This window comes from Amycolatopsis iheyensis (genome assembly GCF_024703995.1).
GTDB classification, from domain to species: domain Bacteria; phylum Actinomycetota; class Actinomycetes; order Mycobacteriales; family Pseudonocardiaceae; genus Amycolatopsis; species Amycolatopsis iheyensis.
In genome coordinates, this window is the sequence record NZ_JAMXQV010000007.1 from 272,752 (window position 1) to 291,849 (window position 19,098).

Consider the following 19,098-nt stretch of genomic DNA (forward strand, 5'->3'; position numbering starts at 1 on the left):
ACGATAAGCCCTGCTGGCACCCGCGCCACCGTCAGCCTTCGCCGAACGGGTCGCCGGTTCGCCCGATCAGGTCGGCGATCGAGTCGAGCACCAGGGTGGGCCGATACGGATAGCGTTCGGCCGACTCCCGGGTGGATATGCCGGTGAGCACCAGGATGGTCTGCAGCCCGGCTTCGATGCCCGAATGCACGTCGGTGTCCATGCGGTCGCCGATCATCAGCGTCGACTCCGAGTGCGCGCCCAGCCGCCGCAACGCCGAGCGCATCATCAGCGGGTTCGGCTTGCCGACGTAGTACGGCGAACGCCCGGTGGCCTTCTCGATCAGCGCCGCGACGGACCCGGTGGCCGGCATCGAGCCCTCCAGGCTCGGCCCGGTCGCGTCGGGGTTGGTCGCGATGAACTTGGCGCCGCCTTCGATCAGCCGGATCGCGCGGGTGATCGCGCTGAAGCTGTACGTGCGCGTCTCGCCCAGCACGACGTAGTCCGGGTCACGCTCGGTCAGCACGTAGCCGACCTCGTGCAGCGCCGTCGTCAGGCCCGCTTCGCCGATGACGTACGCCGAGCCGTTCGGCCGCTGCGACGAGAGGAACTTCGCGGTCGCCAGCGCCGAGGTCCAGATCGACTCCTCCGGGATGTCGAGCCCGGTGCGCTCCAGCCGGGCCCGCAGGTCACGCGGGGTGTAGATCGAGTTGTTGGTCAGCACCAGGAAGTCGATGCCGTTGGCCTTCAGCTCGGCGAGGAACTCGTCGGCCCCGGGGACGAGGTGCTCTTCCTTGACCAGGACGCCGTCCATGTCGGAGAGATACGTCCACCGGCGTTCGTTCATGCGCGGAACCTATCACGCGCGCGAGGCACCTGCGGCCCACGCCGAAAAACGCTACAGTGGGAATTGCCGGTATCGCGAGGGGAGTCGCGCGCCGGCCACCGAGGGGGTTCGGGGGAATACTTTTCGACGTCGTCGGCGCGTGCCGCCGTGGCGCAATTCTTCCTGCCCCCGTCCGCGAAGGGGGAGAACCGAATGACCGAAATCATCGAGCGTCCGGCCGCCGCCGGGCCGATCACCGGGCCGAACTGGGGACTCACCAAGTTCCTCGACCCACTACCGGTTCCGCCGGTGTTCCGGTCCCGCGGCCGGGAAATGATCACCATTCCGATGGTGGCGAAGCAGCAGCGGCTGCACTCACAATTGCCGCCGAGTACATTGTGGACGTATGCTGGACATTTCCCGGGTCCGACGATCGAAGTGCGCAGCGGCAAACAACTGCGGATTTCGTGGTCGAACGAAATCGACGGCGAGTTCCCGCTGGTCGCCGTTCAGGGGCCGGTGACGGACGCGCCGACGAGCCGCCCGGGCAGCGAGCTGGCCAAGCCGGGCTACTCGGTCGTCGAGGGCGTCGCCGACCTGCCGGCGTGGACGGTCGTCCACCTGCACGGCGCGCGCACCAACGCGGGCAACGACGGCTGGGCGCACAACGCGGGTCTCAAGGGCACGTCGCAGCTGACCGAGTACCAGAACCGCCAGCCGGCGATGCCGCTCTGGTACCACGACCACGCGATGGCGATCACGCGCTTCAACGTCCACACGGGCCTGGCCGGGATGTACCTGGTCCGCGACGACGAGGAGGACGCGCTCGCCCTGCCGCACGGCGACCGCGAAATCCCGCTCATCATCACCGACCGCAACCTCGACACCGACGCGACCGGCGCGCTCACCGGGCAGCTGCTGTTCAAGTTCCCGTACGTCCCGAACGGCCCGATGATCCCGTTCTCCGGCCCGTTCAACCTGGTCAACGGCGTGATCTGGCCGCACCTGGACGTCGACGCGAAGTGGTACCGCTTCCGGCTGCTCAACGCGGCCAACTCGCGGTTCTACACGCTCAACCTGGTCGACGAGGACAACAACCCGGTCAACGACGCGGTCCGCCTGATCGGCACCGACGGCGGCCTGCTGCCGGTGCCGGCCGAGCTGCCGCGCGCGGGTCTGACCGTCGCCCCGGCCGAGCGGTTCGACGTACTGATCGACTTCAGCCGCTTCAAGGGGCAGAAGCTCAAGCTGCGCAACGCGGACCCGCGCCTCGGCGGTGTCGAGCCGGACCTCATGGAGTTCCGGGTGGACGGCCGCGCGAAGCACGACTCGTTCACGCTGCCCGAAAAGGTCTCGACGTCCTATGTCCGGCTGCAGCACGGTTCGACGCTGCCGGAGGACCACGACCACGTGTGGATCGCGCTGCTGCTGAACTCCGACGGCCACCCGGAGATGTGGGACCTCGAGCAGGTCGACGCCGATCCGGGCGGCGCCGGGATCATCCAGCTGCAGGACCCGGCCGGCGGGCTGAAGACGTTCCGGATGATCGGGCGGCTCTTCGACGACACCACCGGCATCTTCATCGACCACGACCGGTGGGCGGTGTGGAACATCGTGCACGTCGCGAACGGCGGCCCGGCGCACCCGATCCACATTCACCTGACGGAGTTCCAGGCGCTCTTCCGGCGGGCGTTCACCACGACGTTCGACCAGGCCACCGAGCGGACGACGAAGCCGATCGACGGCTTCACCGACGTCCCGCTGGAGAAGTACGAGGAGGGCTGGAAGGACACGATCATCGTGAACCCCGGCCAGTGGGTGAGCGTGGCCGGGCAGTTCGGCGGTGGCACGGGCGAGTTCATGTACCACTGCCACATCCTCGACCACGAGGACGAGGGCATGATGCGGCCGTTCGTGGTGCACCCGCCGGAGGTGGCGAAGTTCCACGTCCACCCGGGCGGCGGCCACCACCACGAGGGCTGAGCACCCTGCCGCAACTCGGTCGTGAGTGTTTAGGGCGGTTCTAACCGCCCTAAACACTCACGACAAGCCGCGGGAGACTCAGGGGGCCGCGGCCGGGTGCACAGTCACGGTTGCGGCCTTCACCGACAGCGTCACCGCCGAGCCGGGCTCCAGCGCGAGCTCGGCCACCGCGGCCGGGGTCAGGTCGGCCGTCAGGCCGTGGGCCCAGCCCTCGGCTTCGGCGCGGACGCGGATCACCGGCCCGTGCGGCTCCAGGGCCGCGACGACGGCCTCGGCCGTGTTGCGCGGGCTGCCGCGGTGGTCGCCGTCGTGCGGGTAGACCGCGACCGCGTTCGGCGGGAACACCGCCACCGCGGGCTCCCCCACGACCACGTCCGCCGCGGGCAGACCGGCGATCACCTCGCCCGAGGCGGTCCGAAGGCCGTCGGAGAGCGCCGTGCCCGCCACCAGGTTGAGGCCGGCGATCCGCGCGGTGAACGCCGTCCGCGGCGCGGAAAGCACTTCGCGGGTCGGGCCGCGTTCGACGATGCGGCCGCCGTTCATCACCGCGACGTGGTCCGCCAGCGCGAGCGCGTCCAGGGGGTCGTGCGTGACGAGCACGGTCGTCGGCCCGGTCTTCAGCACGCGCCGCAGCAGGCCGCGGATCGCCGGCGCGGCGTCGACGTCGAGCGCGGCGAACGGCTCGTCGAGCAGCAGCAGGTCCGGTTCCGCGGCCAGCGCCCGCGCGATCGCGACGCGCTGGGCCTGGCCGCCGGACAGCTGCCCGGGCCGCCGGTCCGCCAGCGCGACGGCGTCCACTTCGGCCAGCCAGTAGAAGGCGCGTTCCCGCGCCACCCGGCGGCCGGCGCCGGTCGAGCGCGGCGAGAACGCGACGTTGTCCGCCGCGGACAGGTGCGGGAAGAGCAGTGCGTCCTGGGAGAGCAGGCCGATCCCGCGCCGGTGTGGCGGCACGGCCGCCAGCGCGCGCCCGGCCACCGTGATCTCCGCCGACGCCGGCGTGATCAGCCCGGAGAGGCAGCCGAGCACCGTCGACTTGCCCGAGCCGTTCGGGCCGAGCAGCGCGAGCACCGTCCCGGTGGGCACGGCGAAGTCCACTTCGAGCTGGAACGACCCGCGCACGGCGGAGATCCGCGCGGTCAGGCTCACCGCAGGCCGCCTTCCCACGAGCGCGGCCGCGCGACGGCGATGACCAGGACCGCCACGACGATGAGCAGCAGCGAGAGCGCGACGGCGCTGTCGATGTCCACTTCGGCCTGGGTGTAGACCTCGAGCGGCAGCGTGCGCGTGACGTCTTCGAGGCTGCCGGCGAAGGTGATCGTCGCGCCGAACTCGCCGAGCGCGCGGGCGAAGCTGAGCACGACGCCGGAGCCGAGCGAAGGCAGCAGCAGCGGCAGGGTGACCCGCCGGAAGACGGTCCAGGGGCGCGCGCCGAGCGTCGCGGCGACCTGTTCGTAGCGGTCGCCGGAGCCGCGCAGCGCGCCTTCGAGGCTGACGACGAGGAACGGCATCGCGACGAACGTCTGCGCGATCACCACCGCCGTCGTGGTGAACGGCACGGACTCGCCGGTCAGCGTGGTGATCAGGATGCCGAGGAAGCCTTTACGGCCGAGCAGGTAGAGCAGCGCCAGGCCGCCGACGACCGGAGGCAGCACCAGCGGCAGCAGCACGATCGAGCGCAGCAGCCGCACCCCGCGGAACCGGGCGCGGGCGAGCACGACGGCCAGCGGCACCCCGAGCAGCACACAGGCCGAAGTGGACAGCGCGGCCGTGATCAGCGACAGCCGCAGCGCGTGCCACGACGACGGCGTGACGATCAGCGACGGCAGCCGCGTCAGGTCCGAACGCACCAGCAGCCCGACGACCGGGAGGACGACGAGCGCCAGCGCGAAGGTGGCGGGGATGCCCAGGACCCACGGCACGCGCGAACGGCCGGCCGGGACGGATCCCGGCCGGCCGTTCGCGAGACGCTTACTGCGCAGGGCCGAACCCGACCTTGCTCAGCTCGGTCTTGCCCTCGTTGCCGAGGACGAACTCGTCGAACTCCTTGGCCAGCGCGGTCTGCCCGCCCTTGACCACGGCGATCGGGTAGTTGTTGATGGCGCCGCTCGCCTCGGGGAAGTCGACCTTGTCGACCTTGTCCGCGGCCGAGGTGGCGTCGGTGACGTAGACCAGGCCCGCGTCGGCGTCGCCGGTGGCGACCTTGTTCAGCACCTGCTTGACGTCCTGCTCTTCGCTCTTCGGCTTGAGCGTGACGCCGGTGGCGGTCTCGACCTTCTTGGTCGCCGAACCGCACGGCACCTGCGGGGCGCAGGTGACCACGGTCAGGCCGGCCTTGTTCAGGTCCGCGAAGGACTTGATGCCCTTTGGATTGCCCTTCGCGACCGCGATGGCGAGCTTGTTGGTGGCGAAGACGGTCGGCTGGCCGTCGATCACGCCGCCCTGGACCGCTTTGTCCATGTTGGCCTGGTCGGCCGAGGCGAAGACGTCGGCCTTCGCGCCGTTGGTCAGCTGCTGGACCAGGCCGGACGAGCCCGCGAAGCTGAACTTCACGGTGACGCCGGGGTGCGCGGCTTCGAACTCCTTGCCGAGCGCGGTGAACGACTCGGTGAGGGACGCGGCGGCGAACACGGTGAGCGTGCCGGTGCCGGCGTCGCCACTGCCCTTCGGCGCGGGAGCGCTGGCCGACGAGCCGCCGGTCTGCGTGCTGGGCTGGTCCGAACTGCTGCACGCGCCGGCGAACAGGGCGACGGCCGCCACAGCGAGAGCAAGCTTCTTCATCGACTTCCTTCCGGTGTCTCCACCACGACGGTGGTCGCCTTGACCACCGCGACCGCGAGCACCCCCGGGCGCAGGCCCAGCTCGCGAACGGCTTCCGTACTCATCAGGGACACCACCCGGTGTGCCCCGCACTGCATCTCCACCTGCGCCATCACCTTGTCGGCGACGACCTCGGTGACCAGCCCGACGAACCTGTTGCGGGCGGAGCGGCCGACGGCCGAGGGGTCCTCCGGGCCGGAGGCCTGCGCCCGGGCGAAGCCCGCCAGCTGCGCGCCGTCGACGACCTTGCGGCCGGCGGCGTCGTCGGTGGCGGTCAGCTGCCCCGCGCGCACCCACCGCCGGACGGTGTCGTCACTGACTCCGAGCAGGCGGGCGGCCTCGGACAACCGAAATTGCGGCATGCCGCAGACATTATCTCCGCAGTTGAGGAAAAGCTACGCGGGGCGCGAATTGTGCATGATCTCGGCACGCAGCTGTTCGAGCATGACATTCTGATAACGCTCGATGGCTTTTCGCTCGACCGGGGAGAACTGCGCCAACGTGTCACGCAGGGCGTCGAAGGCCGACTCGAAGAGCGGGGCGAAGCGTTGCGCGGCCCCCGGCACGACCTCGACGAGCACCTTGCGCCGGTCCTCCGGATCGCGGACCCGGCGCGCGAGCCCGACCTTCTCGAGCCGGTCTATGACGCCGGTCACCGCGCCCGTGGACAGGCTCGTCAGCTCGGCGATCCGCCCAGCGGTCAACGGTCCGCCCGATTGGATGACCAGGTCGAACGTCTTGTGGTCGGTGCCGGACAGACCCATCCGCTCGGCGATCCGCGCGTGCCGGAGGACGGTCAGCGTGCTGCTCGCGCGACCCAATTCCGCGAAGCGGAAGAGCTCCTCTTCGGGGACCGGGTAAGTCTTTTCCGTCACAGTCCCTGCTCCCGGCACGATAGTTCGGCTACTGAACCACTCACTCCGCAAAGTATCCTAGCGAGTCGCTCACTTCGCGCGTTCCAGAGCTACTCTGGGCGTAATGACGGCAGTGGATCTCGGGTTTCCTCGCGTCCCCGGTACACGAGGGTCATCTCGCGTGCCCAGGCCCGAGAACCCCGCACTCATCGACACCTTCGGCCGGGTGGCCACCGATCTGCGGGTTTCCCTGACGGATCGGTGCAATCTCCGTTGTACGTACTGCATGCCCGCGGAAGGCCTCGACTGGATGCCGGGCGAGCAGGTCCTGAGCGACGACGAGCTGGTCCGGCTGGTGCGGATCGCCGTCGAGCGGCTCGGCGTCACCGACATCCGGCTCACCGGCGGCGAACCGCTGCTGCGGGCCGGGCTCGAGGAGATCGTCGCGCGGATCACGGCGCTGTCGCCGCGGCCCAAGCTGTCCATGACCACCAACGGGATCGGGCTGGCCCGCCGGGCCGCCGGGCTCGCCGAAGCCGGGTTGAACCGGATCAACGTCTCGCTCGACACGATCGACCCCGAGACGTTCGTCAAGATCACCCGCCGCGACCGGCTCTCGCACGTGCTCGCCGGCCTGGCCGCCGCGCGGGACGCCGGGATGGCGCCGGTGAAGGTCAACGCGGTGCTGATGCGGGGCGTCAACGAGGCCGAAGCCGTGCCGCTGTTGAAGTTCTGCCTGGCCGAGGGCTACCACCTGCGGTTCATCGAGCAGATGCCGCTCGACGCCCAGCACGGCTGGAACCGCGGCGAGATGATCACCGCGGCGGAGATCCTCGCGAAGCTGGAAGCGTCGTTCGAGCTGACGCCGTTCCCGGCGGCCCGGGGCGGCGCGCCGGCGGAGCGCTGGCTGGTCGACGGCGGACCGGGCGACGTCGGCGTGATCGCGTCGGTGACCCGGCCGTTCTGCGCGGCGTGCGAGCGGACGCGCCTGACCGCCGACGGCGCGGTGCGCTCCTGCCTCTTCAGTAACGACGAGACGGATCTGCGCTCCCTCGCGCGCGCGGGCGCGCGCGATGAAGAGATTGCCGACGCCTGGCGCGCGACGATGTGGGGCAAGCTCGCGGGACACGAGATCAACGACGCCGGGTTCGCGCAGCCGATCCGGCCGATGAGCGCGATCGGCGGCTGAGATGACCACTTTGACCATCGTGGTGCGCTACTTCGCCGCGGCGCGGGCCGCGGCGGGCGCGGAGGAAGAGAAGGTGCAGCTGCCGGCGGGCGCCCGCGTGTCGGACGCGGTCGCCGAGCTGCGGCAGCTCCACCCCGAGGGCCTGCCCCGCATCCTGGACGCGGTCAGCTACCTGCTGGACGGCATCGCGGTGCGGGACCTGACCCGCCCGCTGACCGACGGCGCGGAGCTGGACGTCCTGCCGCCCTTCGCGGGCGGCTGACCCCACCCACGCCGTGCTCCTGAGGCCGACACGCGTGATCAGGGGGTCGACACGCGTGATTGAGGGGTCGACACGGCTTCGACCGCCTCATGTGCGGGTGTCGACCCTCCGATCACGCGTGTCGACCCTTCAGACACGCGAGCCGACCCTTCCGACACGCGAGCCGACCTGCTGATCACGCCTGCCGCCCGTCCTCGGGCGCGGGTTCGTCCTCTCTATAGGCGGGCGACCGCTCGCGTGTCGCCGCCGACCGCTCGGCGAACCTCCTTGCCGCCGCTCGGCGTGGCGCGTCATCAATTCCGGCTGTTCGCGGCAAGCTGACGGCGGTCCGCCACCACCCTTCCGGTGACACGTTTCGCCTGGTCCGTCGCGGTGCGTGGCCCCCACCGGGTAGCCGTACGAACCCACACGGTGGCGGCAGTGGTCACAAACCCCACGAAGAGGTGGGACTGGTGTGACTCAAGGGGCACATGAGGCACTCTTGTCAAGTCTGGCGCTGTCCCGCCGGCAGTCATAAGATGCGCGCTTCAATCGCCGACCGGGCGTCGCGAATGGGCCATTCGCTACGCAAAACACGTGATGCAAGCCTCACGATCCGTGTTTTATCTCGGCTAGGAAACGGGCAGATAACGGCCCGCTGACCTGCGAAAACTGGCGTATCGACAGGGGTTGCGTGCTGTTACTGTGACGTAGGTCACGCCCCGAATAATTTCCGATCACGGCTCTCGTTACGTACCGTCGCTTTTCGGTTGGCCCCGACCAACCAGCACGACCGGGAATCCGTAGCGCCTAGCCCTGTCCGACGGATCCCGGACCCATACCCCGAGCGAAAGCATTTCCGGACAGGGACGAGGGGACGACGAAGACGCGCCGTGCGTCGGACTCGTCTGCCGGTCTGAGACGGCCGGCGCCAGGACCCCGATCCTGACCCTCAACACAGGTTCGTAGGCGCTGGGAAACCGAGAAGCATTCAAATGTCTTACCGAGGCAAGCACCGCAAGATGTCCGCTGCCACCCGCACCGTCGCTCGCGTCGCCATCGCGGGCATTGCGGTCGGCGCGCCCCTCGCTATCGCCGCGACCCCCGCGTCGGCGACCAACTGGGACGCCATCGCGCAGTGTGAGAGCAGCGGCAACTGGAACACCAACACCGGCAACGGCTACTACGGCGGCCTGCAGTTCTCGCAGAGCACGTGGAAGGCCTACGGCGGCACCGGCAGTGCGTCGGGCGCGTCCCGCGAGCAGCAGATCGCCGTGGCCGAGCGCGTCCTGCAGGGCCAGGGCATCGGCGCCTGGCCGGTCTGTGGCAAGAAGGGCGGCGGCGGTTCGTCGGCCCCCAAGGCCACCCACAAGACCACCACCAAGCAGTCGACGCCGAAGAAGACCACGACCGCCCCGAAGAAGGCGGCGGCCCCGGCGGCGACCGGCGTGGCCAGCTCCAACCCGGCCGGTGACTACACCGTCGTGGCGGGCGACACCCTGTCGAAGATCGCCAAGCAGTTCAACGTCCAGGGCGGCTACCAGAAGCTGCAGGACCTGAACGCGAAGTACATCCCGAACGCGGACATGATCCTCGTCGGCCAGAAGATCGCCACCAAGTGACGATCGCGCAGTGATGCGCAGGTCCGGCCTCGAGCCGTGACACACGAGCCCTCCACCGCCAATCCCCCGGGCGGTGGAGGGCTCGCGCATGTGCCGGGTGCTCCGGAGCGCTCAGCGCTCGCGGATGCGTGCCGCCTCGGCGAGCTGCATCCGCTCACCCTTGCGCAGGAACTCGATCACGAACTCCAGCTGCCCCGCTGTGTACTCTTCCAGCAGCGCCCGTCCGGCGCGCTCGATCGGCGTGTAGATCTCCGCCAGCAGCTCCGCCGCGGCCGGAGTCAGCTCCACCACCGCCTTACGACGGTCGTGGGCGTCCGTGCGGCGGGTCAGGTGCCCCGCATGCGTCAGGCGCTGGATCGCCGTTGTCGTGGCCGCCGGGCTCAGGTGCGCCTCGGTGGCCAGGCGGCCGGCCGTCAGCGTGCCCGCCGCCGCGACCAGGCCGATGATCCGCAGGTCCGTGCGGTTCACCCCGAACGCCGCGGCCGCCGCTTCGTCCACCACGTCGTTCGCGGCGCCGAAGTCCGCCGCCGCGTGGGTCGCGTCCGTGACCAGAGATTGCTTCGACACTCGAAAGAGTCTACCTTGGCGGGCAACTCCTTCGATCGTCGAAAGGTTTGGCCGCCGTGGTGACCTCCCTGCCCCGCTGGCTCCGTCCCGCCAACCGGCTCGTCCGCCTGCTGACGCGCCTGGGCCTGCGCCTGGGCACGATCCACGTCCTGACCGTCCCCGGCCGCCGCACCGGCGCGCCGCGCCCCACGCCGGTCTCTCCGCTCACCGTCGACGGCCGGCGCTACGTCATCGCCGGCGTCCCGCGGGGCGACTGGGCGCGCAACGTCCGCGCCGCCGGCCGCGGCGAGCTCGCCCACGGCCGCCGCACTCAGGCCGTGACGCTCGACGAAGTCACCGATCCGGACGTCCGCCGCGACGTCATGCGGGCCTTCCCGCGCGAGGTGCCGCACGGGGTGCCGATGTTCGTCCGGCTCGGGCTGGTCGACGGCGCCGATCCGGCCGCGTTCGCCGCGGCCGCGGACCAGGTCGCCGTCTTCCGGATCACGGCGAGTTGACCCACTCGTCGGTGCCGTCGGTGAAGTGCTGGTGCTTCCAGACCGGCAGCCGCGCCTTGACCTCGTCGACGAGGTCCGAGCAGGCCGAGAACGCCTGGCCGCGGTGCTCGGCCGCGACGGCGCACGCCAGCGCGACGTCCCCGATCGTCAGGTGCCCGACGCGGTGGCTCACGGCCACCGCCCGCACGCCGACCCAGCGGGCCGACAGCTCCGCCACCACGTCGGCGATCACGTCACCCGCGCTCGGGTGGCCTTCGTAGGTCAGGTCGCGCACGCCCCTGCCGCCGTCGTGGTCGCGGACGACCCCGGCGAACGTCACGACCGCGCCCGCGGCGTCGTCTTCGACCAGCCGCGCGTGCTCCTCGACCGAGAGCGTCTCCTCGGTCACCAGCGCCCGCGCGACACGCACTTCGGGCGCCTGCGTCGCGGACCGCGGGTGGTCCCCGCCGGCCAGCTGGTCGACCGCGTGGTCGAGGATGCCGTCGAGGACGCCCAGGCCGTCCTTCACGCCGCCGCTGGAGCCCGGGAGGTTGACGACGAGGGTCCGCCCCGCCACGCCCGCGAGACCGCGCGAGAGCACCGCTGTGGGCACCTTCGGCAGCCCGGCGGCGCGGATCGCGTCGGCGACGCCCGGCAGCTCGTGGTCGAGGACCGCGCGCGTGACGTCCGGGGTGCGGTCGGTCGGCGAGATCCCGGTGCCGCCGGTGGTGAGCACGACGGCCACCTCGTCGGCGAGCGCGGCCCGCAGCGCGACGCCCACGGGATCGCCGTCCTCGACGACGACCGGCGCCGGCACGTCGTACCCCCGCCCGGCCAGCCAGGCGACGATCACCGGGCCGGTCTTGTCCTCGTAGACGCCCTTCGCGGCGCGGTTGGACGCCACGATCACGCGTGCGCTGCGCTTCACGGCCGCTCCCAGGTCCCGGTCTTGCCGCCGTCCTTGCGGAGCAGGCGGACGTCGTCCAGCGTGGCCGCCGGGTCGACGGCCTTGATCATGTCGTGCAGGGTCAGCCCGGCCACGGCGACGGCGGTCAGCGCCTCCATCTCGACGCCGGTGACGTCGGTGGTCTTCGCGGTCGCGCGAATGCCGACCTCGGCGTCGCCGAGGGTGAACTCGACCTTGACCCCGGACAGCGCGATCTGGTGGCACAGCGGGATCAGCTCGGGCACGCGCTTGGCGCCCATGATCCCGGCGATCCGGGCGGTGGCCAGGGCGTCACCCTTGGGGAGGCCGTCGGTGGCCAGCAGCCGGAGCACCTCGGCGGTGGTCCGCACGGTGCCGGCCGCGAGCGCGGTGCGCGCGGTGGCGGTCTTGCCGGAGACATCGACCATCCGGGCGGCGCCGGTTTCGTCGACGTGGCTGAGTTCACTCACACGCCGAGGCTACTTCCGGAGCCGCCGGCGGGTGTCGGCAGTCCGGGGGTGCCGAACCTCGACGATGGTCGCGGTTCCGGCGACCGGCGGTCGTTCGTGCATGGTGATCGAGTCCCCGGGGGTGAGGTGGCGCCAGTTCGGGGGTGTGAGCGGGGCGAGCCGGACGGAACCTCGGCCGCCGGGCTCGATCTCGGGAGCGGACTCGACCCAGATCTTCGCGATGTGCAAGACCCCGGGCCCGCCGAAGGCCCACATCGGCCGCAGAACCCCTTCGCCCGGAATCGGCAGGAGACGGCCGCCTGCTTCGGGGGCGACCAGCTGGAGGTCGGCTCTGATGATGCCGTGGCGGGTTTCCCATCCTCGCCACTGGCACCAGGCGGTCCTGCGGGCGAGGAACATTTGGTTGGCGGCCTCGGCGAGGAGGTTCCAGTATTCGACGGTCTGCCACTCGATGCCGTCGAAGTCCTCGAGAATGCTGAGTGCGACTTCCCATTCGTCTTCGCGGAGGTAGTCGTGGACGTCGGCGGCGGTGAGACCAGCGTCGCTTCTGGCGTCGTCCGGGATCAGGTCGGTGGCGCGCCGGAGAAGTTCGGTGGTTTCCATGGGCTGATTCTCGTGGCTGGACCGCCGCGGCGGCGGCCCCTCGTTGAACGCGGCTCAGAACAACCGAACCGGCAACACCTCCGCCGCCACTGCCGCTGCCGCCGGGGCCTGGTCAGCCGGCTCCGCCGCGCAAGCCAAATCCCTCGCCGGCCGTACCCCCGTCACCAGGAACGCCGTCGTCGTGTTGTTCGCGCAGCCGTTGGCTCCGAACACATATGCGCCATGGCCGCCCTGGTCCGCCGTCACCAAACGGGCCCGGTCACCGAACGCCCGGCGCAGTGAAAGCGCCCCCTTCAGCGGCGTCGCCGGGTCGCGGAGGTTCTGGACCATCAACACGTCCGAAGGGCCTCGGTCGCCGATGCGGACCTGGGGCTCCGCCGGCTCCGACGGCCAGAACGCACACGGCCAGATGTTCGCCGCCGCCGGGCCGAACATCGGGTGGCGGAAACGGTCTACTGCCACGTTTTGCTGGTACGTCCGCACCGATTCCGGCCAGTTCACGTCTCCGCACACCACGTACAGCTGGCTTGACAGCAAGTTCTCCAGGTCCGGGACCGAGCCGCCCGGCGGCGGCCCGATCGGCGCCCCGGTGTCGAGTGCGTGCCACGCCGATGCCAGGTACGGCAGCGTCGCGTTGTAGTAGAACATCCCGAACGTGATCTGGCGGAACAGCTTTCCGTCGACGCCCTGGGAGTTCGGCCGGGCGTCGAGCCGGCGGGCCAGGTCGAAGTACTTCGCCCGCACCGCGGCCGGGGTCGCACCCAAGTCGTACTCCGGGTGCGCGACCGCGAACGCCGCGAAGTCCGGGAAGCGGTCGTCGAATCCCTGGGCCAGCAACCGCGATCCCGTGACGTCGAGGCCGCCCGGGGCCAGGTTGCTGTCCAGCACGATCCGGTCGCTGCGCCACGGGAACAGCGTCGTGTACACCGCGCCGAGGTACGTGCCGTAGGAAACCCCGTAGTACGACAGCTTCGGCTCGCCCAGCGCCGCGCGGATCCGGTCCATGTCGCGGGCCGTGTTCGCCGTGGTGATGTACGGCAGCATCGACGCCGTCCGCGACGCGCCGCACTGGCGCGCAACACCTTTCGCGTACTCGGCCTGGGCCGTGACGTCCGCCGGGCCGAGTGCGTACGGCGGGACGTTGCTGCGCAGCTGCGCCGGCATCAGGCCGCACGTCACCGGTGTGCTGTGGCCGACGCCGCGCGGGTCGAACCCGATCACGTCGTAGGTTTCCAGCACGCTCTGCGGCCACCCGAGCAGCTTCAGCTGCCCCGGCAGGTCCAGGCCCGGGCCGCCGGGGCCACCCGGGTTCGTCAGCAGGATCCCGCGCCGCGCCGCGGGGTTGGTGCTCTTCCGGCGCGAGACGGCGACCTCGATCTGCCGCCCGTCCGGTTTCCGGTAGTCCAGCGGGACCTCGAGCGTCGTGCACTCCAGGCCCGGCGCCACCACGTCCGCCGGGCACGCGCCCCACTCCGGCCCGCCCGGCGCCGCCTGCGCCACCCCGGGCACCACGCACGCCACCGCGGCCATCGCCGCGACCAGCAAGGTCCTGAACATTCGGCTCCCCCCAAACGTCTCGGGGACCAGCCTAGGACGGCGATGGACCCCGGTCGTCCATCGAAAGAACGATTCCGGGGTCCGCCGAACCGACGACTCAGCGCTCGGCGCGCACGGCCTTCCGCACAGCCTCGGCCACTGCCGGCGCCACCGCGCTGTCGAACACGCTGGGCACGATGAACGACGCGTTGAGCTTGCCGTTGTCCACCACGTCCGCGATCGCGTCGGCCGCCGCGAGCAGCATGGTGTCGTCGATGTTGTGCGCGTTCGCGTCCAGCAGGCCGCGGAAGACGCCCGGGAACGCCAGCACGTTGTTGATCTGGTTCGGGAAGTCGCTGCGGCCGGTCGCGACGACGGCCGCGTGCTTCTGCGCCTCCAGCGGGTCGATCTCCGGGTCCGGGTTGGCCAGCGCGAAGACCACCGCGTCGGACTTCATCGTCGCCACCTGCTCGGCGCCGAACAGGTTGGGCGCCGAGACGCCGATGAACACGTCCGCACCGGACAGGGCCTTGTGCAAGGTGCCACTGACCTGCTGCTTGTTGGTGTGCGACGCGATCCACGTCAGGTTGTCGTCGAGGTTGCCGCGCGCGGAGTGCACGATGCCGTCGATGTCCGCGGCGACGATGTCGCCCGGGTTCTTGCGCAGCAGCAGCCGGATGATCGCCGAGCCGGCCGCGCCGACGCCGCTGACCACGATCTTGCAGTCCTCGATGTTCTTCCCGACCACGCGCAGGGCGTTGCGCAGCGCGGCGACGACGACGATCGCGGTGCCGTGCTGGTCGTCGTGGAACACCGGGATGTCGAGCTGCTCGCGAAGCCGCTTCTCGATCTCGAAGCAGCGCGGCGCGGCGATGTCCTCGAGGTTGATGCCCGCGTACACCGGCGCCAGCGCCTTCGCGATCAGGATGATCTCTTCGGTGTCCTGGGTGTCCAGGCAGACCGGCCACGCGTCGACGTCGGCGAACTTCTTGAACAGCGCCGCCTTGCCCTCCATCACCGGCAGCGCGGCGGCCGGGCCGATGTTGCCGAGGCCGAGCACCGCGGAGCCGTCGGTGAGCACCGCGACGGTGTTGCGCTTGATGGTCAGCCGGCGCGCGTCCTCGGGGTTGTTCGCGATCGCCTGGCAGACGCGCGCGACACCCGGGGTGTAGGCGCGGGAGAGGTCGTCACGGTTGCGGAGCGCGACCTTGGGGGTGACCTCGATCTTGCCGCCGAGGTGGATCAGGAACGTCCGGTCGGAGACCTTGCGGACCTTGACGCCGGGCAGCGAGTCCAGCGTCTGGGTGATGTCGTTCGCGTGGTTCTCCGACAGCGCGTTGGCGCTGATGTCGACCACGATCGAGTCGGAGTGGGACTCGACGACGTCGAACGCGGTCAGGACGCCGCCGACGCGCCCGACCGCGGTGGTGAGGTCACCGGCCGCGCTGGACGAGGCCGGGGCCTCGACCCGGACGGTGATCGAGTATCCGGGACCGGGAACCGGCATGGCACTTACCCCCGCATGGGAAAGGTCGGGCAGGACGGGTGCGAACCTACTCCCGTGATGGCCCTCACGAGGCCCCGATACCGGTACTGACCAGTAACTTCAGGGGCGCGTGTTGATCTCGATCTCGGGGTGCACGTAGGGCACCGAGTCGAGCGGGAAGGTCAGGTCGCCGAACGGCGACAGCGCGCCCTGGCGGTCGGACGCGAGCTCGGTCACGGGGTGCTCGCCCGCCTCGCCCGGCCAGGTCGGGTCGACGCCCTTGTGCTTCTTCTCACCCTTGGCCACAACGTCCTCCACAGCCGTGATCGGTCGTACGGGGAACAGTCTGCCTGAGCCCGGGCGGCGCGGCGCAACCGCCCGGTATCCTGGCCTTCTATGCCCGCGACCTCTTTGGCGGACTGGCTGCGCGCGGAGTCCGACGGCGCACTCACCGAGTTGCTCCGCACGCGGCGCGACCTGTCCACGCCCCCGCCCTCCGACAGCACGGTGCTGGCCACCCGGGCCGGCACGCCGGGCTCGGTCGCGCGCGCCTGCGAAGACCTCGACTCCTTCACCCTCGCCGTGCTCGAGGCGTGCCTGCTGGCGGGCGCGGACCGCGATCCGGCGCCGGTCGAGGACGTCGCGAAGCTCGTCGGCGCCGACATCGCCACCCCGCTGGCCCGCCTGCGCGCCCGCGCGCTCGCCTGGGGCCCGGACGACGCCCTGCGCGTGCCGCCCGCGGTCCGCGAGGCGCTCGGGCCGTTCCCGGCCGGGCTGGGCGCGTCGTCCCCGGCGCTCGCCGGCGAGGACCTCGAAGCCCGGCTGGCCGAGCTGAGCGAAGACGAACGCGCCGTGCTGACCGCCCTCGCCGCCGGCCCGCCGATCGGCCGCACCCGCGACGCCGGCGTCGAGCAGACCCTCGAAAGGGCCGGGACGCCGGTGCAGAAGCTGCTCGCCCGCGGGCTGCTGCTGCGCCGCGACGACCAGACCGTCGAGCTGCCGCGCGAGCTGGGCATCGCCGTGCGCGGCGGTGTCTTCGCGCCGGGCGCGCTCACCGAGCCCGAGCTGCCCGTCCATCCCCACCAGACGTCCACCTCGGACGCGGCGGCGGCCGGTGAGGCGATGGAGTTCCTGCGCCACACGGAAGCTCTGCTGCGCGCGTGGTCGGCCGCGCCGCCGCCGGTGCTCAAGTCCGGTGGCCTCGGCGTGCGCGAGCTGAAGAAGCTCGCCAAGGACCTGGAGATCGACGAGACGCAGGCGGTGCTGCTGGCCGAGCTGGCCGTCGGCGCCGGGCTGGTCGCCGACAGCGAGACGACCGCGCCCGAGTGGGTGCCGACGACGCTGACCGACTCGTGGCTCGCGTCGCCGACCGCGCAGCGCTGGATGACGCTCGCCCAGGCGTGGCTGGAGCTGCCCCGGCTGCCGGGGATGGCCGGCGGCCGCGACGCCAAGGACAAGCCGATCGCGCCGCTGTCGGAGGAGCTTCGCCGCCCGCTGGCGCCGGTTTCGCGCCGTCGGGTGCTGGCCGCGCTGGCCGACCTGCCCGAGGGTGCCGGGGTGAAGAGCGTCGACGAGCTCGTCGCGGTGCTGGCCTGGCGGGCGCCCCGGCGCGGCGGGCGGCTGCGCGACGAGACGGTCCGCTGGACGATGGCCGAGGCGAGCGCGCTCGGGCTGGTCGGGCTCGGCGGCGTCACGACGGCGACGCGGGCGCTGCTGGCCGAAGACCGTCCGGGCGCGGTCGAGGCGATCCTGGACGCGCTGCCCGCGCCGGTGGACCACGTGCTGCTGCAGGCCGACCTGACGGTCGTCGCGCCGGGTCCGCTGGAGCCGGAGCTGGCGGCGGAGATGGCCGCGGTCGCCGACGTCGAGTCGGCCGGGCACGCGACGGTCTACCGGATCACCGAGGCCTCGGTCCGGCGGGCGCTGGACACCGGGCGCACGGCCGACGAGCTGCACGCGCTGTTCAAGAAGAAGTCCGCGACCCCGGTCCCGCAGGGGCTGAGCTACCTGGTCGACGACGTCGCCCGCCGCCACGGCCGGCTGCGCGGCGGGGTCGCGGCGTCGTTCCTGCGCTGCGACGACGAGGCGTTGCTGACCGAGGTGCTGGCCCACCCGGTCGCCGCGGAGCACGACCTGCGGCTGATCGCGCCGACGGTCGTGATCAGCCCGGACCCGCTGCACGAGGTGCTGGCCGGGCTGCGCGCGGCCGGCTTCGCTCCGGCGGCCGAGGGCCCGGACGGCCGCGTGGTCGACATCCGCCCGGGTGGGCGCCGGCTGCCCGCGAAGGCCCGCGCGGCCCGCCGCGGCCCCGGTGAGCAGGCGGTGCTGACGCCGGACCAGGCCGAGCGGATCGTGTCCAACCTGCGAGCCGGTGACGCGGCTTCGGCGCGCCGACGGGGTTCGGCGGTCCGGGCGCCGGTCGGCGGCGGCGCGGACACGTCGGCGACGCTGGAGCTGCTGTCCCGGGCGACGCTGGAACGCCGTGAGGTGTGGATCGGGTTCGTCGACTCCCGCGGCACGGCCAGCCAGCGCGTGATCCGGCCCGTGCGGGTCGGCGGTGGGATCCTCGAAGGCGAGAACAACGAGCGGTACTCACTGCACCGCATCACCTCGGCCGCGCTGGTCGAGGACTAGAGCGCCCGCAGGCCCGCCAGGACGCGTTCCATGAACTCCCGCGACGACCGGTCGCCGAGGATCAGCTCCGTCTGGTGGATCAGCACCAGGCCGATGTCGGCCATGTCGCCCACCAGCACCTTCACCACGCCCAGCGGCAGGCGCAGGTGCGCGGCGATCTCGGCCACCGAGCGCGTGTCCAGGCACAGGTCGCAGATGCGGCGGTGCTCGACCGAGCGGACCCCGCGGTAGCGGCGGCCGTCGTCGGACGTCGAGACCAGGGCCTCCAGGGCCAGGTTGTGGTCGGAGCGGGTGCGGCCGCCCGTTCGCGTGTACGGCCGGACGCGGGAGCCCGCCGACGCCACCGGCGCCGGGCTCACCACCCGGGCCGGCTCGGCCCAGGCCGGCTCTTCCCACGGCTCCGGCTGGGGGACCCAGCGGGTCTCCGGGTCCGGCGGGGGCGTCCAGCCGGACTGCGGTTCGATCGGCGGAGCCCACGAAGGCGGAGGCGCCGCCTGGGGTCTGGACAGCGGCGGGCGCGCCGGCGGCCGGGGCGCCGGGGGCCGCGGCGGGGCCGGCTGACGCGCGCCGCGCGGCGGCGTCCAGGCCGGCTCCAGCGGCGGGGGCTCCGGCTCGTAGCGCTCCTCGTCTTGCCACTCCGGCTCGACGGGGTCGTAGCCGTCGGGTTCAGCCGGCGAAGACGACGACGGTCCCCACTCGCGGGTGTCCTCGTCGGTGTAGCCCTGCGGATCCGGCTTGGGCCGCGCGGGCTTGCGCTTCGGCATGATCATCGACAGCGTCGACATGTCGAACTTGCTGGGCGAATCGAAACCCTCGCGCTCGGTGCCGCGGTGCAGTGCGTCCCAGCCGCTGGAGTCCGGATCGTCGAATCCCGAAATCCTCATCGTGTC

General features: G+C 71.6%; 20 protein-coding genes. 6 read left to right on the forward strand and 14 right to left on the reverse strand.

Annotated features, from left to right (window positions below):
• Nucleotides 1-31: 31 nt before the first annotated feature.
• Nucleotides 32-826: an HAD-IIA family hydrolase gene (locus tag M8542_RS15790; protein WP_257920902.1), complete on the reverse strand. Its 795-nt coding sequence runs from the start codon at nt 824-826 to the stop codon at nt 32-34.
• 192 nt (nt 827-1,018) lie between these two features.
• On the opposite strand from M8542_RS15790, the gene M8542_RS15795 reads away from it, so the two are divergent.
• Complete coding sequence (locus M8542_RS15795; RefSeq protein WP_257920903.1) at nt 1,019-2,788, forward strand: multicopper oxidase family protein; 1,770 nt, start codon at nt 1,019-1,021, stop codon at nt 2,786-2,788.
• 78 nt (nt 2,789-2,866) lie between these two features.
• Here the strand turns inward: M8542_RS15795 and M8542_RS15800 are convergent, their stop codons facing one another.
• The 5 genes from M8542_RS15800 to M8542_RS15820 are packed head-to-tail and all read right to left on the reverse strand — an operon-like array spanning nt 2,867 to nt 6,480.
• Complete coding sequence (locus M8542_RS15800; RefSeq protein WP_257920904.1) at nt 2,867-3,934, reverse strand: sulfate/molybdate ABC transporter ATP-binding protein; 1,068 nt, start codon at nt 3,932-3,934, stop codon at nt 2,867-2,869.
• Nucleotides 3,931-4,707, reverse strand: coding sequence for an ABC transporter permease (locus M8542_RS15805; RefSeq protein WP_257920905.1), 777 nt, complete (start codon nt 4,705-4,707; stop codon nt 3,931-3,933). The genes M8542_RS15800 and M8542_RS15805 overlap by 4 nt, the downstream gene beginning before the upstream one ends.
• 49 nt (nt 4,708-4,756) lie before the next feature.
• The gene (modA, locus tag M8542_RS15810; protein ID WP_257920906.1) at nt 4,757-5,566 is read right to left on the reverse strand and encodes a molybdate ABC transporter substrate-binding protein; all 810 of its coding nucleotides are present in this window, start codon (nt 5,564-5,566) and stop codon (nt 4,757-4,759) included.
• Entirely contained in the window at nt 5,563-5,967 is a 405-nt protein-coding gene (locus M8542_RS15815) for a TOBE domain-containing protein (RefSeq protein ID WP_257920907.1), read from the reverse strand. The genes modA and M8542_RS15815 overlap by 4 nt, the downstream gene beginning before the upstream one ends.
• Nucleotides 5,968-6,000: 33 nt before the next feature.
• Entirely contained in the window at nt 6,001-6,480 is a 480-nt protein-coding gene (locus M8542_RS15820; protein WP_257920908.1) for a MarR family winged helix-turn-helix transcriptional regulator, read from the reverse strand.
• A gap of 160 nt (nt 6,481-6,640) precedes the next feature.
• Between M8542_RS15820 and moaA the strand changes: the two genes are divergently transcribed.
• From moaA to M8542_RS15835, 3 genes are all read left to right on the forward strand, one after another.
• The gene (gene moaA, locus M8542_RS15825) at nt 6,641-7,648 is read left to right on the forward strand and encodes a GTP 3',8-cyclase MoaA (protein WP_257920909.1); all 1,008 of its coding nucleotides are present in this window, start codon (nt 6,641-6,643) and stop codon (nt 7,646-7,648) included.
• Between the two features lies 1 nt (nt 7,649).
• Nucleotides 7,650-7,910, forward strand: a complete 261-nt coding sequence (locus M8542_RS15830; protein WP_257920910.1) for a MoaD/ThiS family protein — start codon at nt 7,650-7,652, stop codon at nt 7,908-7,910.
• A gap of 974 nt (nt 7,911-8,884) precedes the next feature.
• Nucleotides 8,885-9,511 (forward strand): LysM peptidoglycan-binding domain-containing protein, encoded by a 627-nt coding sequence (locus M8542_RS15835; protein ID WP_257920911.1) that lies wholly within the window; start codon nt 8,885-8,887, stop codon nt 9,509-9,511.
• 111 nt (nt 9,512-9,622) lie between these two features.
• Here M8542_RS15835 and M8542_RS15840 read toward each other — a convergent pair whose 3' ends face one another.
• On the reverse strand, nt 9,623-10,078 hold the full coding sequence (locus M8542_RS15840; protein WP_257920912.1) for a MarR family winged helix-turn-helix transcriptional regulator: 456 nt from the start codon (nt 10,076-10,078) through the stop codon (nt 9,623-9,625).
• 59 nt (nt 10,079-10,137) lie between these two features.
• On the opposite strand from M8542_RS15840, the gene M8542_RS15845 reads away from it, so the two are divergent.
• Nucleotides 10,138-10,575 (forward strand): nitroreductase/quinone reductase family protein, encoded by a 438-nt coding sequence (locus tag M8542_RS15845; RefSeq protein ID WP_257920913.1) that lies wholly within the window; start codon nt 10,138-10,140, stop codon nt 10,573-10,575.
• Here M8542_RS15845 and M8542_RS15850 read toward each other — a convergent pair.
• The 6 genes from M8542_RS15850 to M8542_RS15875 form a co-directional block, all read right to left on the reverse strand.
• Nucleotides 10,562-11,482 (reverse strand): molybdenum cofactor biosynthesis protein MoaE, encoded by a 921-nt coding sequence (locus M8542_RS15850; RefSeq protein ID WP_257920914.1) that lies wholly within the window; start codon nt 11,480-11,482, stop codon nt 10,562-10,564. The genes M8542_RS15845 and M8542_RS15850 overlap by 14 nt on opposite strands.
• Nucleotides 11,479-11,949, reverse strand: a complete 471-nt coding sequence (gene moaC, locus M8542_RS15855; protein WP_155540659.1) for a cyclic pyranopterin monophosphate synthase MoaC — start codon at nt 11,947-11,949, stop codon at nt 11,479-11,481. Before moaC ends, M8542_RS15850 begins: the two co-directional genes overlap by 4 nt.
• 9 nt (nt 11,950-11,958) lie before the next feature.
• Entirely contained in the window at nt 11,959-12,552 is a 594-nt protein-coding gene (locus M8542_RS15860) for a hypothetical protein (RefSeq protein ID WP_257920915.1), read from the reverse strand.
• 54 nt (nt 12,553-12,606) lie between these two features.
• The gene (locus M8542_RS15865; protein ID WP_257920916.1) at nt 12,607-14,109 is read right to left on the reverse strand and encodes an alpha/beta hydrolase; all 1,503 of its coding nucleotides are present in this window, start codon (nt 14,107-14,109) and stop codon (nt 12,607-12,609) included.
• Between the two features lie 97 nt (nt 14,110-14,206).
• Complete coding sequence (locus M8542_RS15870; RefSeq protein WP_257920917.1) at nt 14,207-15,595, reverse strand: NAD-dependent malic enzyme; 1,389 nt, start codon at nt 15,593-15,595, stop codon at nt 14,207-14,209.
• Between the two features lie 99 nt (nt 15,596-15,694).
• Entirely contained in the window at nt 15,695-15,880 is a 186-nt protein-coding gene (locus M8542_RS15875) for a hypothetical protein (RefSeq protein ID WP_257920918.1), read from the reverse strand.
• Between the two features lie 90 nt (nt 15,881-15,970).
• Between M8542_RS15875 and M8542_RS15880 the strand changes: the two genes are divergently transcribed.
• Nucleotides 15,971-18,208 (forward strand): helicase-associated domain-containing protein, encoded by a 2,238-nt coding sequence (locus M8542_RS15880; protein WP_257920919.1) that lies wholly within the window; start codon nt 15,971-15,973, stop codon nt 18,206-18,208.
• Here the strand turns inward: M8542_RS15880 and M8542_RS50635 are convergent.
• Nucleotides 18,205-19,092 carry a DUF742 domain-containing protein gene (locus M8542_RS50635; protein ID WP_372508533.1) on the reverse strand — a complete coding sequence of 296 codons (888 nt, stop codon included), beginning with the start codon at nt 19,090-19,092 and terminating at the stop codon, nt 18,205-18,207. The two genes, M8542_RS15880 and M8542_RS50635, sit on opposite strands and share 4 nt — an antisense overlap.
• Nucleotides 19,093-19,098: the final 6 nt, after the last annotated feature.

Bases quoted from the DNA above. Each gene is read 5' to 3' on its own strand.
- M8542_RS15790 (WP_257920902.1), bottom strand. From the start codon at position 826: ATGAACGAACGCCGGTGGACGTATCTCTCCGACATGGACGGCGTCCTG.
- M8542_RS15795 (WP_257920903.1), top strand. From the start codon at position 1,019: ATGACCGAAATCATCGAGCGTCCGGCCGCCGCCGGGCCGATCACCGGG.
- modA (WP_257920906.1), bottom strand. From the start codon at position 5,566: ATGAAGAAGCTTGCTCTCGCTGTGGCGGCCGTCGCCCTGTTCGCCGGC.
- M8542_RS15815 (WP_257920907.1), bottom strand. From the start codon at position 5,967: ATGCCGCAATTTCGGTTGTCCGAGGCCGCCCGCCTGCTCGGAGTCAGT.
- M8542_RS15830 (WP_257920910.1), top strand. From the start codon at position 7,650: ATGACCACTTTGACCATCGTGGTGCGCTACTTCGCCGCGGCGCGGGCC.
- M8542_RS15835 (WP_257920911.1), top strand. From the start codon at position 8,885: ATGTCTTACCGAGGCAAGCACCGCAAGATGTCCGCTGCCACCCGCACC.
- M8542_RS15860 (WP_257920915.1), bottom strand. From the start codon at position 12,552: ATGGAAACCACCGAACTTCTCCGGCGCGCCACCGACCTGATCCCGGAC.
- M8542_RS15865 (WP_257920916.1), bottom strand. From the start codon at position 14,109: ATGTTCAGGACCTTGCTGGTCGCGGCGATGGCCGCGGTGGCGTGCGTG.
- M8542_RS15870 (WP_257920917.1), bottom strand. From the start codon at position 15,595: ATGCCGGTTCCCGGTCCCGGATACTCGATCACCGTCCGGGTCGAGGCC.
- M8542_RS15880 (WP_257920919.1), top strand. From the start codon at position 15,971: ATGCCCGCGACCTCTTTGGCGGACTGGCTGCGCGCGGAGTCCGACGGC.
- M8542_RS50635 (WP_372508533.1), bottom strand. From the start codon at position 19,092: ATGAGGATTTCGGGATTCGACGATCCGGACTCCAGCGGCTGGGACGCA.